This window comes from Paenibacillus radicibacter (assembly GCF_024721995.1).
Classification (GTDB): domain Bacteria; phylum Bacillota; class Bacilli; order Paenibacillales; family NBRC-103111; genus Paenibacillus_AM; species Paenibacillus_AM radicibacter.
Window position 1 is genome coordinate 295,589 of the sequence record NZ_JANQBC010000003.1, and the last position, 16,085, is coordinate 311,673.

The window sequence follows — 16,085 nt, forward strand, 5'->3', positions numbered from 1 at the left end:
CTCTAATAATCTACTTCTTATACTTTAGCATGACGAACTGACCGGATGTTCCTGCATGAGTCAGGGTGTATACATTTTCTTTCATCCCTGCTGGGAAAAGCGGAATCCCTTCACCTAATACGGTTGGTGCAATTGCGATTTCCATCTCGTCGATTAAACCTAGATCCAAACAGTCTTTTACTACCTTCCCACCACCTACGATCCAGACATCGCCTTCTGCCTCTTCTTTCAACTGTGGAATTAATGATGCCAACGATTCCGATGTAAAGGTAACATGAGGTGCTGCTGGCTGCTCCGATCGTGATAAGACATAATTTTTTTTGCCGATATACGGATACTCTTCGGACAATACCAGGATCTCCTCGTATGTTGCACGTCCCATTACAACTGTACCGATTGTTTCATAGAAGGCACAGTATCCATTATCTCCGTCGCCATCTATCGCCATCAGCCAATCCACATCACCATTTGGTCTTGCAATATAACCATCCAGACTCATCGCAATGTACAACACCACTTTATTATTTTTACCCATAATCTTATCGCTCCCTTCTTAGTATCTTTATGATACACTTTAATTACGACAAATCATGACGTAATTAGGTGAGAATATGAATAATCGTAGATTAGCTATTATGCAGATGATGGATTCCCGCAAAAAGTTCACGGCTCGCGAGCTTGCCGAGCGATTCGAAGTATCGATCCGCACCATTCAGCGTGACCTCGACTACTTGCAACAGATGGGTTTTCCACTCTATACCGATCTTGGGAAACTTGGCGGTTACCGTGTTATGCCAAATCGGATTTTACCGCCGCTGCAACTAAATCAGAACGAAGCTTTTGGCTTATTTTTAATGATCCAATATCTAGAGAAGATCCACGACTTTCCATTCGAGTCCATACGTTCACATCTTGCCGAGCAGTATTACGCAGGGCTTCCAACAGATGTACAAGAATCCATTGATCGAATGAAGAAGCATATCGGATTTATGCACAATCAGGTTTCCGAGCCTGCACCACTGACGACACATATCCTGCAAGCCGCGATGGATAAGCGCGAAGTTTCTTACATGTATCGTTCCCAAAGTGGATTAAAGAGAACCCAAGCCTACCCACTCGGCATTTATTATGAGAATGGTTTCTGGTACATGCCCGCACAACGTGGTGAGAAGGTAATCTTGTATCGAGTAGATCGGATGAGTGAGATTGAGGTGTTGGAGCAAGTTGATGCATCTATTCCGACGCTGCAAGAGTGGTTTAAGAAGACTGATGAGCGTGAGAGTGTAGAAGTCGTGTTGCAGTTTACAGATACAGGCGCGCGCATTGCGCAGTCAGATCCGCTTCTGCAAGGGATACGAAGCAAGCAGTGGCATGGAAGCAGCCCTATAGAAGAGCTACCTTTTCTATCACGAAGACTACTGAAGTACGGTGTTGATGTAAAAGTAATAGCACCAATCGAGCTAAGAGAAATGGTTGTTAAATTACTGCGAGAAAGTATACAGCAGTATGAATAATTAGGCGATGGGTATAATATGGTTATTATTGTATATTCCGATATGGAATGTTATAATTTGTACGTACATATAAAGTACAACTTTTGTACGGATATGATATGTATGCAACGTATAGTCACAGCTCTTTCAAATCAAACTAAAAAAGGCCCTGACTGTTCCAGCAGTCAGAGCCTTGAATATAGTATCGGTGGACTTACCTCCGGTGCGCATAAGAGTTACTTACGCAAAAACCCTACCGTAAGGCGTCTACCTTATCGACGGTGGGGTTTTCTCTTGTTGTTTTGTCTTCGTTTGATCCATTTCACTAACTTCCTACCACCAAACCATAGGCTCAGTAACGTAGCTATTAGTTTCAGGACAAAATAAAGCACCTCAAGAGTTGCCATCAGCATCACCTCCCTAACTTGCAAGGCTACACCGTGGCATGTCCACCGCTTCCTATATTCTTCTCATAATACACCATTTAATTTGATATATTTGTAAAATAAATTCAATGGCAACATTCGACTAAACCTCGAATATGGATGATATTGTAAACGCGTGTTTGCGGTGTTATACTGTAGTCAATACTTAGTATCAGGTTAGAGAATAGTCATTCATTTTTTCAACCATATTAAAAAAGCCCCGACTGCGCCAACAGTCAGAGCCTTGAATATAGTATCGGCGGACTTACCTCCGGTGCGCATTAGATTTATGCGTGAAACCTCACCGAAAGGGGCCTACCTTATCGACGGTGGGGTTTTCTCTTGTTGTTTTGTCTTCGTTTGATCCATTTCACTAGCTTCCTGCCACCAAACCATAGGCTTAGTAACGTAGTAATTAGTTTCAGGACAAAATAAAGCACCTCAAGAGTTGCCATCAGCATCACCTCCCAACTTGCAAGGCTACACCGTGGCATGTCCACCGCTTCCTATATTCTAGTTCTAGTATACAATTATTTAGAATATTTTGTAATTTATTTTACTAGGAGGTCATAATGAGCGACCGTATTCTATTTATTCTAACGTATTTCTCAACACTAGGATCAGGCTTAGCTACAGGACTCTTCTTCATATTCTCCGCATGTATCATGACCGCACTCTCTCGTATTCCTGCAGAACATGGCATAGGCGCTATGCAATCAATCAATTCTACGATTCTCAATCCACTATTCATGCTTGTGTTCATGGGAACGACAATCGTCAGTGTTGTAATCGCCATATTCGCATTTATGCGCTGGGGTGAACCTGGTTCGATCTACTTGCTAGCTGGTTGTGTGTTCTACCTCATCGGATTTATCGTAACTGCAGCATTCAATGTCCCTCTTAACGATTCACTAGCATCTCTTGATCCGAAGAACACATCGAGCACTGCATTGTGGACCCAATACCTTAACGTCTGGACATCATGGAATCATGTTCGAACACTTGCATGTATAGCCGCTCTAGCCTCTTTCGTACTCGCCCTTCGTCAAATGAAATAATACTTTATTCAAAATCACATCGTTTCCATCCAAAAAGGACCGCATCTGCGGCCTTTTTTTTATTTTCACAAATTTATTTAAAAATAGCCCATTGACATCTAATTACCCAATCATATATAGTTGGTTACATAAGTAATTAACCGAACAGGAGGTGGCGGAATTGTCTTTCATCCTAGATGACGGTCGACCGATCTTTATGCAGATTGCAGACAAGATTGAAGACGACATCATCGAAGGCAGACTGCCTGAAGAGTCAGTTGTACCTTCTAAGAATCAATTCGCATCATTTTATCAAATTAATCCAGCCACTGCAGCTAAGGGTGTCAATATGTTAGTCGAGCAAGGCATTCTGTACAAAAAAAGGGGGCTGGGCATGTACGTCGCACCCGGTGCGCATGCCATTCTGATGGAGAAACGTAAAGAAAAGTTCTATGAGCAGTATGTGGTAACGATGGTTAAAGAAGCAGAGAAGCTAGGAATAACGGTCGACCAACTAACCGAGATGATTCGGAGAGGAGATTAAACCCTTATGAAACCAGTAGTTAAAGTGAAACAATTAACGAAATCTTATGGAGATTTTACAGCAGTGAATCAAGTCAGCTTCGAACTTGAAGCAAACAAAATTTATGGTCTACTCGGGCGCAATGGTGCAGGGAAGACAACAATCATGCAGTTAATCACTGCTCAAGCATTTGCTACAAGCGGCAAGATCGAAGTATTTGGTGAGGAGCCTTACGAGAATACGAAAGTATTGAATCAGATGTGTTTTATCAAGGAAAGTCAGAAGTACCCAGATACGTTCCGTATTATGGATGTACTCACTGTAGCAAAGTCGCTTTATCCAAATTGGGATGAGGAGTTCGCGCAGCAGTTGGTTGAGGAATTCCGTCTCCCTCTCAAACGCAGTGTGAAGAAACTGTCACGCGGGATGCTCTCCTCGGTCGGCATTATTGTCGGTCTAGCCTGCCGAGCACCGCTTACGATTTTTGATGAACCCTATCTCGGACTAGATGCAGTTGCAAGAACGATATTCTATGACCGTTTGATAGACGATTATACCGAGCATCCTCGCACGATTATTTTATCCACTCACTTAATTGATGAAGTTAGCAAAATTCTTGAGCATGTTATCCTGATCGATCGCGGTCAAATCTTGATCAATGCGGACACAGATACAATTCGCGGAAAAGCATTTACTATCGTTGGTTCCACCGCTAATGTACAGACATTCACCAAAGGTATGCGCATCATCCATCAAGAATCGCTTGGCGGGTTAATGTCAGCAACGGTACTAGGTGGCATTCAAGAGATTGATCGCAAGCATGCAGATTCACTTGGTCTTGAGATTGCACCTGTTAAGCTTCAAGAACTTGTCGTTCATCTAACAAGCAATTCAAACGACAATACGAAAGGAGTTGCCCTCTAATGGATCGTGTACTTCGCGTTGTACAAATGAATATTCGAGACAAAATGGCCTGGTTTTTTATCCCGTTTATTGTGCTTTTCGCCAGCTTTTTCGTCAATATTCTCGTTGCACTACTCATACGAGAACCCGAAGGTTTTGCTTCTGGAGGCGGCTTATCGATCTTCGTCTACATGCTTATAGCCGGTATCCTTTGTCTTTCACAAACATTCTCAATGGCCATAAGCTTTAGTGTTCGCCGCAAAGATTATTTCTGGGGAACGGCTGCTACGGCAGGTATTGTAAGCTTAGTGGTGTCGCTAATCCTGGTTATTCTATCAATCATAGAACAATCGACGAATGGTTGGGGTGTGAAATTACGTTTTTATCTTCTGCCCTTCATGGATCAAACATCACCACTTGAACTAGGTATTGTCTTCTTCTTAATCCTACTCAGCCAGTTTTTCTGCGGATTCATCTTCGCCAGTGTCCATAGACGAATCGGACGCAACGGATTATTGTTATTCTCCATCGGCTTAGGGTTAGTCCTTATGATACTTGGATTTGTCATCACATATTTCAAATGGTGGGGCAATGTTTATGAATACATTCAGTTGCATACGCTACTCGAGAATTCAGTATGGCTACTCCCGTTCATTGTCATCACGATGTTCGCCTCTTATCTACTGCTTCGTAAAGCAACGGTATAAAAGTAATAAAGCCACTCTCCTGTTTGAAGGAAGTGGCTTTTTCTTATAGACGCAATTCACGCGCTTATGCTTTATGTGATTTTTGAGCACGAGTACGCAAGCGAGCAGCGATTCTTTGTCTATTGTGTTTCACATACAAGAAGATTCCAACGCCTATTGCCGCTATTCCAATAGCTAAGATCGAATATCTGGATACCAAGTGAAGGAGTTGTTCGAACTTGGCACCGAATATTAAGCCGATCATCGTATACAGCATTACCCACACAAAACCACCAATACAGTTATAGATGAAGAATGTGCGCGCTGGCACCTTCAGAATACCCGATACATAGCCCGTGAAATGCCGTAAACCTGGGACAAAATAACTGATCAAGATCAGCTTATTCCCATAACGGTCAAACCACTTACTCAATTTCTCAACCCGCTCCTGCTTAAGAAACACGTACTTCCCGTATTTAGCTACAAATGGCGTCCCAAGCTTATATCCGATCATATATGTTACCGCCGTACCGATTATCGCACCGACATACGAATACACAATTACCATTGTAATATTCATTTCAGCAATCGTGCTCATATGACCGGATATCGCCATCGCAAGTTCCCCTGGGAACGGAAGTGCAATCGACTCCGCGAATAATCCTAATATCAAGACAAGATAGCCATATTGTTCAAAAAGGTTGCTCACCCACTCCATCTGTATCTACACTCCTACACGTATCATTTGCAAACAAAAATTGTTCTCTTTATAAGGTTACCAAAAATATACAAATTCTATAACGATCTGAAGTTTAGTTTCCATCTCGACTTTGGTCGAGGTATCTTACCTCTTTAATCAGAGTAACCTCGCGTTGTTGCTTCTTTCGCCTTTGTACGAAGCGGATCAATAACCACCCTGCTACAATTAACGTTCCGAATCCAAGCATAGTTATCATGAGCGTACGATCCACCATTTGCTCAGCTGCGTGACCATAAATATAAAATAAAACACCAACAATATAGAACTTCGCTGCGCGTCCAATTGCGGCATAGCCAAGTAGTTTCCACAAGGAGTAATTCATACAACCGGCCATGATCGTGAACAACTTAAACGGAATTGGCGTGAAGGAACCTATAAGAATTGCGACTTCTCCATGTCGATGGAAAAGCCCCGTTGCCTTATCCATCCATTTCTTTTTCACATACCTTTTAAGGATGAGATCTCCGGACTTTTTGCCAATTAAATAACCAATAGGGGTACCCAATAAACTACCCACAAAACCAAGCGTAGCAAGCCATATCACATTGTCAGGATCAATTGCACTTAAATATATTTGTAGGAAGAAGGCAGGTATAGGAAAAATAATTGCGTCTATCATTCCATGAATAAACATTCCTATCGGTCCAAACCCTCGCAAAAACTCCATGATGATATCCATGATCTCGTTTATCCCCCCAGTCTTACTAAGATTAACAAATTGATTACCACGTCATAACTGCCTGAGGTTTAGTTTCGTTCTCGACTTTGGTCGGGGAAGATATTAGCCTTGCCTCCAAACAGCAAAAAGCCCTGAGCAACTCCTTTGGGTATGCGCTCAGAGCTCTCCACACTAATTCTAGTTCATGATTACATGCTGCATCTTTGGTTAGAAACAAGCCGATCTATTCTTACTCTAACCAGCCTTTATCGCGCGCAATCGTGATCGCTTCAATCCGCGTATTCGCACCCACTCGGCTAATTGCCTCGGACATATAATTGCGAACTGTCCCATGGGAGAGGAATAAGGAACTACTGATATCTTGCAAGGTCATCCCCTGTGCGGCTAAGCATAGCACTTCTTTCTCACGCGGGGACAACGGATTGGGATCATCCCAGACTGCAAGCGATAACTCGGGACTGATGACTCTCTTGCCAGATTCAATTTGTCTGATCGTGTCTGCAAGCTGATCGCTTGAACTATCCTTGAGCAAGTAACCTCGAATCCCACATGCCATCGCTCTTTGAAAATAACCGGGTCTTGCAAATGTCGTTAACATTAATATCTTGCAAGGAAGATCTAATTTATGAACGGCTTCGGCTACGTCCAACCCTGTTTTTAAAGGCATCTCAATATCTAAGATCGCAATATCTGGCTCTTCTTTCATGATCAATTCAAGGGCTTGTTCACCATTCTCCGCTTGTCCAACTACTTCAATATCGTCTTCCAATGATAAAAGAGTCGCGAGCGCCTCCCGCAACAATCGTTGATCTTCTCCTAGTATAACGCGAATCATCCTGCTGCACCTGCCCTTTCGCTGCGTATCGTTCTTGGGATATGTAAAGCTAGTTTCAACCCTTGTCCAGGCTCAGACTCGACGTTTAAGTAGCCATCTACGAGTGCCAATCGCTGTTTCAACCCTGCGATCCCGCTACCGCTTGCTTGTTTGAGCTGTTCCTGATCCAAACCGACTCCATCATCGGCTAGTGTCAATCGAACAAGTCCTTCTTCTATTTCTAATGTTGCCGTACAAGAGGAAGCACGACTATGTCTTACCGCATTCGTTAACGACTCTCGGAAACACATGGCGAGGATCGTTTCTTGAAGTGGAGATAATGGCAGGCGCTCAGGACTACTACCAGACTCACGACTGATTGAACCTGACGTCTTGGTTTTGTCTGGTTTCATCATATAACATGGATCTTCAATCTTGATCTTAATACCTGCGGCTGCACATAGTGCCGTCGCGTGGGTGTACTCTTCTTCTAATCGTACAACGCGCATCGTGGTCACAAGTTCTCGCATTTGTTTCAATGCTGCTCGCGCGGTTTCCGTAATTTCTTGTGCTTCTTTCTGTGCTTTCTCAGGAGCGCGAGTAATCAACTTACTTGTTAACTCGCCTTTAAGTGCAAGCAGTGACATCGTATGTCCAAGTGTATCATGCAGCTCCCTTGCAATTCGCTGACGCTCTTCCTGCTGCGCCATTCGCTCTAGTTGCTCAGTCGCTGCTTTTAAGCGCTCTGCCATGAGCTTGTAATTCTCCTGTCCTCGTACAATAAAGGGCATGCCAGATACACCAAATAGCGGTGGTAACATCACGAAGATGATGACTAAACCTGCTTTTTCAACCAATGGAATACTGAGTAGAACGACGATTAATGCGAACAAAGCGGCTACGATTTGCATGAAACGCAAGTTCTGCTTACTAAGCGACATCGCAACGAGAAAGCCCATATACGCGTAAACCGGATGATAGAAGAACATGAATGCAACAATGACAAGCAATTGCCCCGCAATAAACCAAAGCGCCTGTGCTTTGCGCCAGTACTGCTCCCGATATGCCATGATGAACATAAGCATCAAAACGAGCCCGATCCCAATTTTTAGGGGAGGCTCGCTTAAGAATAAGATCAGTATGGGAATCAATAAGTTTGCTAGGGAGACTAAGGGGACAATACCCTCACTTGCTGGAATGAACTTCTCTCTCAAACTCTTCAATTACACCGCTTCCCGTCTATTTAGGATGTAACTTGATAGTACCATAAACAGGATTCCACAGCCTAGAAGAATGACCCAATCTAGTAGTGCTGGGCTACTACCGCTTAGCATGCTCCAAGCGCCATGTGCATAGCGGTGGGATGGCAACCACTGACCAATTGCTTGAATCCAGCTTGGTAGAGTTTGCATTGGCATCCATAGACCACCTAAGATCGCTAGAGCCATTTGAACCACGTTCGCGATTGCGACTACTGCATCCGCATTCTTCATTGTGCCAAGTAGAGAACCGATTGCTAGGAACGGTACACTTCCAATCCATAACCACAAACCACATAACAACCACTGTGTCATTGTTAAATCCATGTCATAGGCAATGTGTCCCGCTGTGAAGATAACTAGAATAGTAAGAAGATGCACACCCATGTGAGCGATCATTTTGCTGCCAATCCATACTGCCGGTGTAAGTGGTGTTAGCTTAAGGAGGCTTACCCAACCATCACGGCGTTCGTAGGAAATGCGGATTCCGAATTGGCTCATTGCTGTGCTGATTAGGCTAAATGCTGTCATGGACATTAGTGAATATTGCGCATATGTAGTCGATTCAATCGCACGATCTGAACCGCTAAGGCTTGAGAATAAGAAGTAGAAAGCAAGTGGCATAACGATCGAGAAGAGCAAGAAGAATGGGCTGCGTATAATACGTAAACTTTCAGCTTTCGTTTGGCTTATTAACATGTTCATTTTCATGATTAGTTCCTCCTAATAGTGTGTTCCTTATATCTTTATTGTAGGGGATGTCGGTCATCTCCAGTTAGTCGTCGATGTCACTTGTTTCCTATGACAAATGTCAGATGATTAAGCCGTTAAGGTGCGGAATGCATCTTCGAACTTCGCAGCGTGTACCTCGATGTCGGATACGCCCCAGTCCTTTTGTAATACTACCGCAAGTAATTGATCCGTCTGGCTCACATGCAAAGTAATACGGGACTGCTGGACTTCAACTTTCTTCACCCCAGGTAAGCTCAAGAGTTCCTCTTCACTTGGTGCGTTTGCAACCTTGAACGAAACTGTACGAAGAGCTGTCTGTTCCTTCAGCTCCTGGGAAGTCCCTTCTGCAACAACTTTGCCGCCAGCAATAATGCAGATATGGTCCGCAACCGCGTCTGCCTCTTGCAAGTCATGTGTCGTGAGCAGAATCGACTTACCCTTCGCAGCAAGTGCACGAATCGTATCCCAGAAGCGCGCTCTCGCTTCAACGTCCATGCCGACTGTTGGCTCATCCAGTAGGATTAGCTCAGGATTACCAACCAAGCTCTGTGCAAAAGCAAGTCTGCGGCGCTGTCCACCAGACAATGTAGATGCACGGCGCTTGGCTTCTTTATGTAATCCCGATATATCTAAGAGCTGTTCGAGAGACATCGGATTCTTGTAATAGCTGCGGAACAACTTCAATACTTCGATCACTGTTAAGCCGTCAGCCGCTTTTACATCTTGCATCAATGCTCCTACACGCTCGCGTAACTCGCTTGTTCCAGCTGGTTTACCAAGCACCGTAACCTCACCGGAAGTCGGTTTGATCATACCTAGAATCATGGAGATTGTTGTTGTTTTCCCTGCTCCGTTCGGTCCGAGTAATGCTGTGATCTTACCTGTTTCGAACTTAAAGCTGATGTTATCCACTGCACGGTGGCTTCCGAATTGCTTTACTACATTTGTCGCTTCGATCATATATGTCATAGTCATTTGTTATCATCCTCTACTTTGTTATTTGTTTGTGTTTCGCTTATGTCCTTATTGTAGAGGATGTACGCCCATGCTCGTTAGTCGCCGATGTCACCTGTTCACTATGACAAATGTCAGAAAAACAATGCTCAATTTGATTTACATAAAATTTACATAAAATAGTCATTAACAAACCTTCCCAGATCGGTTACTGTTGTTCTAATCCTAATCTTGAGGTGACATCTTTGACATTACATAAGAAATTCAACGTAAGTGTAGTCCTTCTACTCCTTCTGCTCACAGGCTTCGGACTATGGCAACACTTAGAACTGCGTAAAGCGCAGAATGAAATAAACCTACATGGCGCAAAAATGGCCAATCAGGCTGCCTATCATCTAAAAACAATACAAAGATTGTTAGAAAACTCGTCGGGCCCTCGTGATTGGGAAAATCCAGATAAGAATCGAGCCCTCCTGATCCGGTTGACCTACACGTTAGACAGTCTTCATGCATTGGAGAGAACAATGAGCAATCTTCCTGACCACTTCCCCTATGAGTCAAGGAAAACAATCGGTTACATTGTCAACTGGTACAACGAATGGTTCTCGAAAACTTTGAATATCCTTGCCGATCCTGAAACACTACTTGAGAACGATAAGGCTCATTTATACAAGTTCATCACCCCGATGTCCAAAGTGGACTTCTCTTTCTCAGACCCAGGTAAGGATTGGGATGAAGCGTTTGAACTATTCGACAAGTTGCATAAGCAACTCGGTTATCATTAGTGTATATGTAGCGTAATTTGCACATCAAAAAAAGACGACTCTAGCCGCGTACTCACGCGTAAAGTCGTCTTTCTTTTTTTCCCTATTAAAATATGACTTATCCTCTTACCTCGACAGCCCCATCAAAAATGAACTTCTCCACGACTTTCGCCACGCCATCGTTCATGTTCGTGTCTGTCACATACTGCGACACGGCTTTGATGTCATCCGGTGCATTGCCCATTGCAACACCAAGTCCTGCGAAGTGGATCATCGTCAGATCGTTATAACTATCTCCGATTGCGATCACTTCATCCTTCGTGATGCCAAGCGGCTTGATCAAGTGATCCAAGCTTGCTCCCTTATCTACGCCCACTTCTGTCACTTCCAAGTAGAACGGCTTGGAACGCATCACATTCAAGCGGCCTGCAAGCTCAGCTTGCAGCTTCTTCTCTACGATTGCCAGGATTTCCGGATCGGCGATCATCAATCCTTTTACAACAGGCTGCTGGACGTAATCAGTAAAGCTATCTACCTCTACAGCACGCATTCCTGTTAGCTCGGATTCAATCTGAATATATTTATTGTTACGTGCCTGTGTGACAATGTCATCGCCAACGTAGGATAGAATCTCAATGCCTTCACGACGGCTAAGTGCAAACATCTCATGGATCGTCTCCACCGACAGTGTGCTGCTGAACAATTCTTCACCAGTCTGACAGTTCGTAATCTTCGCTCCGTTAAAAGAAAGAATAAAGCTTCCGTACTTCGCAAGCTCAAGTTCCTTAGCAATCGGCAGCATGGCAAACGTTGGTCTGCCTGATGCCAACACCACCTTAACGCCGGCTTCTTGCGCACGCATTAGTGCTTCCTTCGTACGCGGTGAAATCGAGTAATCATCTCGAAGTAGTGTGTCATCTAAGTCTAGCACGATCATTTTGTAAGTCGTCATCGCCCAATATCCCCTCCGCTAGGTTAGTCACTTCTCATGGTACCTTGGGCTGGCACGGACTGTCTAGGACAACTTGCATCCAATATCTGTTCTGATAAGCTAAAAAAAAAGACCCACACCCGCAATCATGCGAAAGTGTGAGTCCATATCTACTTCTATCGAGCTTAGTCCAAATAACCTGCTTCGCCTTTATCCATCAGATACGCCATCTCTGCATCCAGAATCGTTTCGACTGTCATTTCATCCAGCTTCACATTCGGCTTGCTCATGATGTAATCCACAAGATCATCAAGATCGATATCAATCTCTCCCTTAGCATTGGGCTTCGCTTTGTTCATAAAAGCTGTTTCGTGATTAAGTACGATCTCAATCGCCTTCGGATCAGCCTTCGTCTTACTCACGATATATTCCATCAAGTCTTGCTCATTAACTGCTTCACTCATTATGGTCAACTCCTACACTTAAGTTCATCTGCCTATTGTACCATAATGTACCGAGTGAGGCATTTTCATGCGTTAGAAGCAACGGCAACCACTAAACTTGAAATTATTTACGCTTTAACGACACCACCAACTACAGCAGGCTTCTTCTCGCCACCTTTTTGCAGCTGATACATCTTATAGTAACGACCTTCTAGCGCCATTAACTCATCGTGATTACCACGCTCCACAATCTCACCACGGTGCAGCACGAGAATCTGATCCGCTTCACGAATCGTGGACAGGCGGTGGGCGATGATGAATGTTGTTCGTCCTTCACTTACCACTTTAAGTGCCTGCTGAATCAAGCTCTCTGTCTCGCTATCAATGCTCGCTGTCGCTTCATCCAAGATCAAGATCGATGGATCGAATGCTAGTGCTCTGGCAAACGAAATCAACTGTCGTTGTCCCGAGGACAGCGTGCTTCCCCGTTCCACTACCGGCTCATCATAGCCATTCGGTAATTGTTCAATGAATGGGGCTGCTCCAACGTCTTGTAGGGCTTTTTTGACACGATCAATTGTAATGTCGGAGTTGTACAAGCTTACATTGAACTTAATATCACCTGCGAACAGGAACGGATCTTGCAGCACGATCCCCATATGTTTGCGAAGTGCTTGCTTCGAATAAGTGGTTATGTCACGATCATCAATCGAAATCTGACCTTCACCTGGTTCATAGAAACCGAGCAGTAGGTTCATAATCGAACTCTTACCTGACCCTGTATGACCGACAAGAGCAATCGTCTCACCCTTACGCGCTTCAATGTTGATGTTCTTCAGCACGTTCTCGCCTTCTTTATAAGCGAATGACACGTTGTCGAATTTCACAACACCTTCTGGGCGCTTCACTTGATCCGTCTTCTCCACTTCGTTACCTTCGATATCCATAATCGCGAACACTTTCTCCGCAGACACGAACGCACGCTGGGCATTGGTCATCTGATCGAAGATCCCGATAATTGGTTGGAAAATACGTCCCACATAGTCCCCGAACGCATAGAATACACCGAATGAAATGGTTGCTTGCAGTGCATCACGACCGAAATACCAGATCACCATCGCCATGACTAAACTACCAATCGTACCTACAATGTTACGTGAGGATAGCGAGTAGACACGGAATTGCTTGAGTTGATTCACGTAGCGGTCGTCATTCAGTTCTTCAAACTCATCGATCGTCTTCTTTTCCCGACGGAAAGCTTGAATAATTGGCATCACGACGATCGACTCATTAATCTTCGCATTCATGTCACTCAGACGCGCACGCATAATCGTAATGTAGATCTTCGAGTACTTCAGATGAATCTTCATAATGAGCGCAAAGATTGGCAGCAAGATCAAGCACAGCAGCGCCAGGCGCGTATCCAGCAAGAATAATGCTGTGTAAATCCCAATCAAGTGCACGAAGCTAACTACGAAAGTTGCCATGAAACTCATGAACAAATCCCGTACCGCTTCCGTATCGTTCGCAATTCGAGACACGACCTGACCAATCGGTGTACTGTCAAAATAGCGCAGCGAAATGCGCTGAATATGCGACATGAGATCCATCCGCATGTTCTTAATAATTTGCAATGCCGTTGACTGTAACATGTACGACTGTGTAAATGTACTAATACTACCTACGACTAAGAGCAATAAATAAATGCCTAATAACCCGAGGATAGGCGACAATTCCGTCGCGCCTTCTTTTAAATACTCATCAATAATCATCTTCGTAATAAAAGGTCCACACAGTTCCGCTCCTACTGCCACACACAGAATGAGCAAGGCCCCGATGATCCTGAATTTATATACCATTGCATAGGATATTAATCTTCTTGAAGTCGATTTACTTGGCATCCATACACCTCCTTAAGCCTGTTTCTATTCTTCTAAGCTAGCTTCCATCTGCTGACGATCCCATTGTTCCTTGTACCAACCGCCAAACAGCATCAATTCATCATGTGTGCCTTCTTCGATAATGCGTCCTTCATCTAATACCAGAATCCAGTTCGCATGACTAACCGCAGACAATCGGTGCGTCGTAATGAGTGTTGTACGTCCTGCACGTTCCATTCGAACTTGGTGCAGAATACGACTTTCCGTCCGTGCATCCACCGCAGACAAGGAGTCATCGAGCATCAGCATCTCAGCATCAATGAGCAGTGCACGCGCAATCGCAACCCGCTGCTTCTGTCCACCGGAGAGCATCACCCCATTCTCCCCGACAATTGTATCTAACCCTTCTGGCATTTGGGCTATATCTTGAGTAAACGAAGCCATCTCAATGGCCTTCGCAATCTCTTCTTCTGTTGCATCTGGCTTACCGAGCGCAATATTCTCACGAATCGACTTTGATAACAGCATGTGCTCTTGTGGCACATATCCAATAAAGCTCTTCATCTGTTCAATTCGTATTTGCTCAATCGGCACTTCGGAGATGAACAGTTTACTCGGCTCTATCGCATACTGACGCAGCAATTGCTTCATCAATGTACTCTTACCACTACCCGTACGTCCGACAATTCCGAGTGTCTGTCCCCGTTCCAAACGGAAATTGATATCTACGAGACTCGGCTGATTGGCCGTTGGATACGTAAACGTCAAGTTCTTCATCTCAATACTGGATACATGCTGACCCAGCTCAATTGGTGATTCTACATCATGCAAGTCAGCTTGTTGCGTAAGTGCCGTATCCAAGCGATCTGCAGAAGCACTTCCCCGCTGCAGTACGTTAATGAATTCACCGAAAGAAATCATGGGCCAGATGAGCATACCTAGATAAATGTTGAAGGACACCAGTTGTCCGAGTGTAATTTCTTTGGCAAGTACAAGGTAAGAACCATACCCAATTCCAATCGTAAAGCTAATCCCTACAATTAAGGAGATAAGCGGTTGGAACAAGGCGTTAAATACCGATACCTTCTTGTTCTTGTCCCTTACTTCTGTCGTCACTTGATCAAATGCATTCAAATCATGATCTTCCTGTACATAAGAACGAATAACGCGAATACCGGAAATCGATTCAAGTGCATGATCATTCATTTTGCCAAAAGCCGCTTGTGCATCAATAAAGCGAGTTCGAATCTTTTTACCCAAGATATTAATTGCAATTGCTAGGAATGGCAGCGGAATAAGTGCTGCAAGCATAAGGCGATAATCAATTAAAGTCACCATTGTCGCAATAACAACTGTAGCTCCCACGACCGTATTCACAATCGTCATAACCCCATAACCTGCAGTCTGACCGATCGCGAGCACATCATTCGTTGCTAGAGCCATCAACTGTCCGGTACTGTTGCGCTGGAAAAATCCCGGTGTCATCTTCGTGAGATGAGCGAGCAACTTACCGCGCAGCAATCTCTCAATTAATGCGGAGTTGCCGAACAACGTTGTCAGCCATACATACGTCATCCCATAGAGCAGTAGCGACAAACCAACTAGAGTCAGCACTGTCTTCGTTAGTTGCTCCTGCGTTAGACTCCCCGTACGAATGAGGTCAATCGTGCTTCCGATCATCTTAGGCGGGAGCGTTGATAATAGACTCACCCCTGCCATGAAAAGAATCGCAATTGCGTATTGACTCCACCTCTGTTTAAAAAACCATTGTAATCGAATAACAAATGACAAGAACTCCACCG

General features: G+C 44.2%; 17 protein-coding genes. 6 read left to right on the forward strand and 11 right to left on the reverse strand.

All coding sequences use genetic code 11. From position 1 onward, the window contains the following. Positions 1-10: 10 nt before the first annotated feature. Entirely contained in the window at positions 11-535 is a 525-nt protein-coding gene (locus NV379_RS09065) for a dihydrofolate reductase family protein (RefSeq protein WP_258206968.1), read from the reverse strand. Between the two features lie 76 nt (positions 536-611). On the opposite strand from NV379_RS09065, the gene NV379_RS09070 reads away from it, so the two are divergent. From NV379_RS09070 to NV379_RS09090, 5 genes are all read left to right on the forward strand, one after another. Continuing rightward, the gene (locus NV379_RS09070; protein WP_258206969.1) at positions 612-1,514 is read left to right on the forward strand and encodes a helix-turn-helix transcriptional regulator; all 903 of its coding nucleotides are present in this window, start codon (positions 612-614) and stop codon (positions 1,512-1,514) included. Between the two features lie 976 nt (positions 1,515-2,490). Beyond that, a complete protein-coding gene (locus NV379_RS09075) occupies positions 2,491-2,976 on the forward strand; it encodes an anthrone oxygenase family protein (protein ID WP_258206970.1) in 486 nt (161 codons plus the stop codon). Between the two features lie 160 nt (positions 2,977-3,136). After that, positions 3,137-3,499 carry a GntR family transcriptional regulator gene (locus NV379_RS09080; protein ID WP_258206971.1) on the forward strand — a complete coding sequence of 121 codons (363 nt, stop codon included), beginning with the start codon at positions 3,137-3,139 and terminating at the stop codon, positions 3,497-3,499. Positions 3,500-3,505: 6 nt separating this feature from the next. Further along, positions 3,506-4,402 carry an ABC transporter ATP-binding protein gene (locus NV379_RS09085; RefSeq protein ID WP_258206972.1) on the forward strand — a complete coding sequence of 299 codons (897 nt, stop codon included), beginning with the start codon at positions 3,506-3,508 and terminating at the stop codon, positions 4,400-4,402. Continuing rightward, positions 4,402-5,088: a hypothetical protein gene (locus tag NV379_RS09090; protein ID WP_258206973.1), complete on the forward strand. Its 687-nt coding sequence runs from the start codon at positions 4,402-4,404 to the stop codon at positions 5,086-5,088. Before NV379_RS09085 ends, NV379_RS09090 begins: the two co-directional genes overlap by 1 nt. A gap of 64 nt (positions 5,089-5,152) precedes the next feature. Here the strand turns inward: NV379_RS09090 and NV379_RS09095 are convergent, their stop codons facing one another. The 6 genes from NV379_RS09095 to NV379_RS09120 form a co-directional block, all read right to left on the reverse strand. Beyond that, positions 5,153-5,785: a DedA family protein gene (locus NV379_RS09095; protein WP_258206974.1), complete on the reverse strand. Its 633-nt coding sequence runs from the start codon at positions 5,783-5,785 to the stop codon at positions 5,153-5,155. 94 nt (positions 5,786-5,879) lie between these two features. Next, positions 5,880-6,506 (reverse strand): YqaA family protein, encoded by a 627-nt coding sequence (locus NV379_RS09100; protein ID WP_258206975.1) that lies wholly within the window; start codon positions 6,504-6,506, stop codon positions 5,880-5,882. Between the two features lie 229 nt (positions 6,507-6,735). Beyond that, on the reverse strand, positions 6,736-7,341 hold the full coding sequence (locus tag NV379_RS09105) for a response regulator transcription factor (RefSeq protein ID WP_258206976.1): 606 nt from the start codon (positions 7,339-7,341) through the stop codon (positions 6,736-6,738). Then, positions 7,338-8,543 carry a sensor histidine kinase gene (locus NV379_RS09110; protein ID WP_258206977.1) on the reverse strand — a complete coding sequence of 402 codons (1,206 nt, stop codon included), beginning with the start codon at positions 8,541-8,543 and terminating at the stop codon, positions 7,338-7,340. Before NV379_RS09110 ends, NV379_RS09105 begins: the two co-directional genes overlap by 4 nt. Beyond that, the gene (locus tag NV379_RS09115) at positions 8,544-9,290 is read right to left on the reverse strand and encodes an ABC transporter permease (RefSeq protein ID WP_308860270.1); all 747 of its coding nucleotides are present in this window, start codon (positions 9,288-9,290) and stop codon (positions 8,544-8,546) included. A 108-nt stretch (positions 9,291-9,398) separates the two neighbouring features. Then, positions 9,399-10,280: an ABC transporter ATP-binding protein gene (locus tag NV379_RS09120; protein ID WP_258207194.1), complete on the reverse strand. Its 882-nt coding sequence runs from the start codon at positions 10,278-10,280 to the stop codon at positions 9,399-9,401. Positions 10,281-10,510: 230 nt separating this feature from the next. Here NV379_RS09120 and NV379_RS09125 point away from each other — a divergent pair, with 230 nt between their 5' ends. Then, positions 10,511-11,050, forward strand: a complete 540-nt coding sequence (locus NV379_RS09125) for a hypothetical protein (RefSeq protein WP_258206978.1) — start codon at positions 10,511-10,513, stop codon at positions 11,048-11,050. Positions 11,051-11,147: 97 nt separating this feature from the next. Here NV379_RS09125 and NV379_RS09130 read toward each other — a convergent pair whose 3' ends face one another. From NV379_RS09130 to NV379_RS09145, 4 genes are all read right to left on the reverse strand, one after another. Then, positions 11,148-11,981 (reverse strand): Cof-type HAD-IIB family hydrolase, encoded by an 834-nt coding sequence (locus tag NV379_RS09130; protein WP_258206979.1) that lies wholly within the window; start codon positions 11,979-11,981, stop codon positions 11,148-11,150. Positions 11,982-12,145: 164 nt separating this feature from the next. Then, positions 12,146-12,424 (reverse strand): hypothetical protein, encoded by a 279-nt coding sequence (locus tag NV379_RS09135; protein ID WP_258206980.1) that lies wholly within the window; start codon positions 12,422-12,424, stop codon positions 12,146-12,148. 107 nt (positions 12,425-12,531) lie between these two features. Next, positions 12,532-14,304 carry an ABC transporter ATP-binding protein gene (locus NV379_RS09140; protein ID WP_258206981.1) on the reverse strand — a complete coding sequence of 591 codons (1,773 nt, stop codon included), beginning with the start codon at positions 14,302-14,304 and terminating at the stop codon, positions 12,532-12,534. 24 nt (positions 14,305-14,328) lie between these two features. Then, on the reverse strand, positions 14,329-16,074 hold the full coding sequence (locus tag NV379_RS09145) for an ABC transporter ATP-binding protein (RefSeq protein ID WP_258206982.1): 1,746 nt from the start codon (positions 16,072-16,074) through the stop codon (positions 14,329-14,331). Between the last annotated feature and the right edge of the window lie 11 nt (positions 16,075-16,085).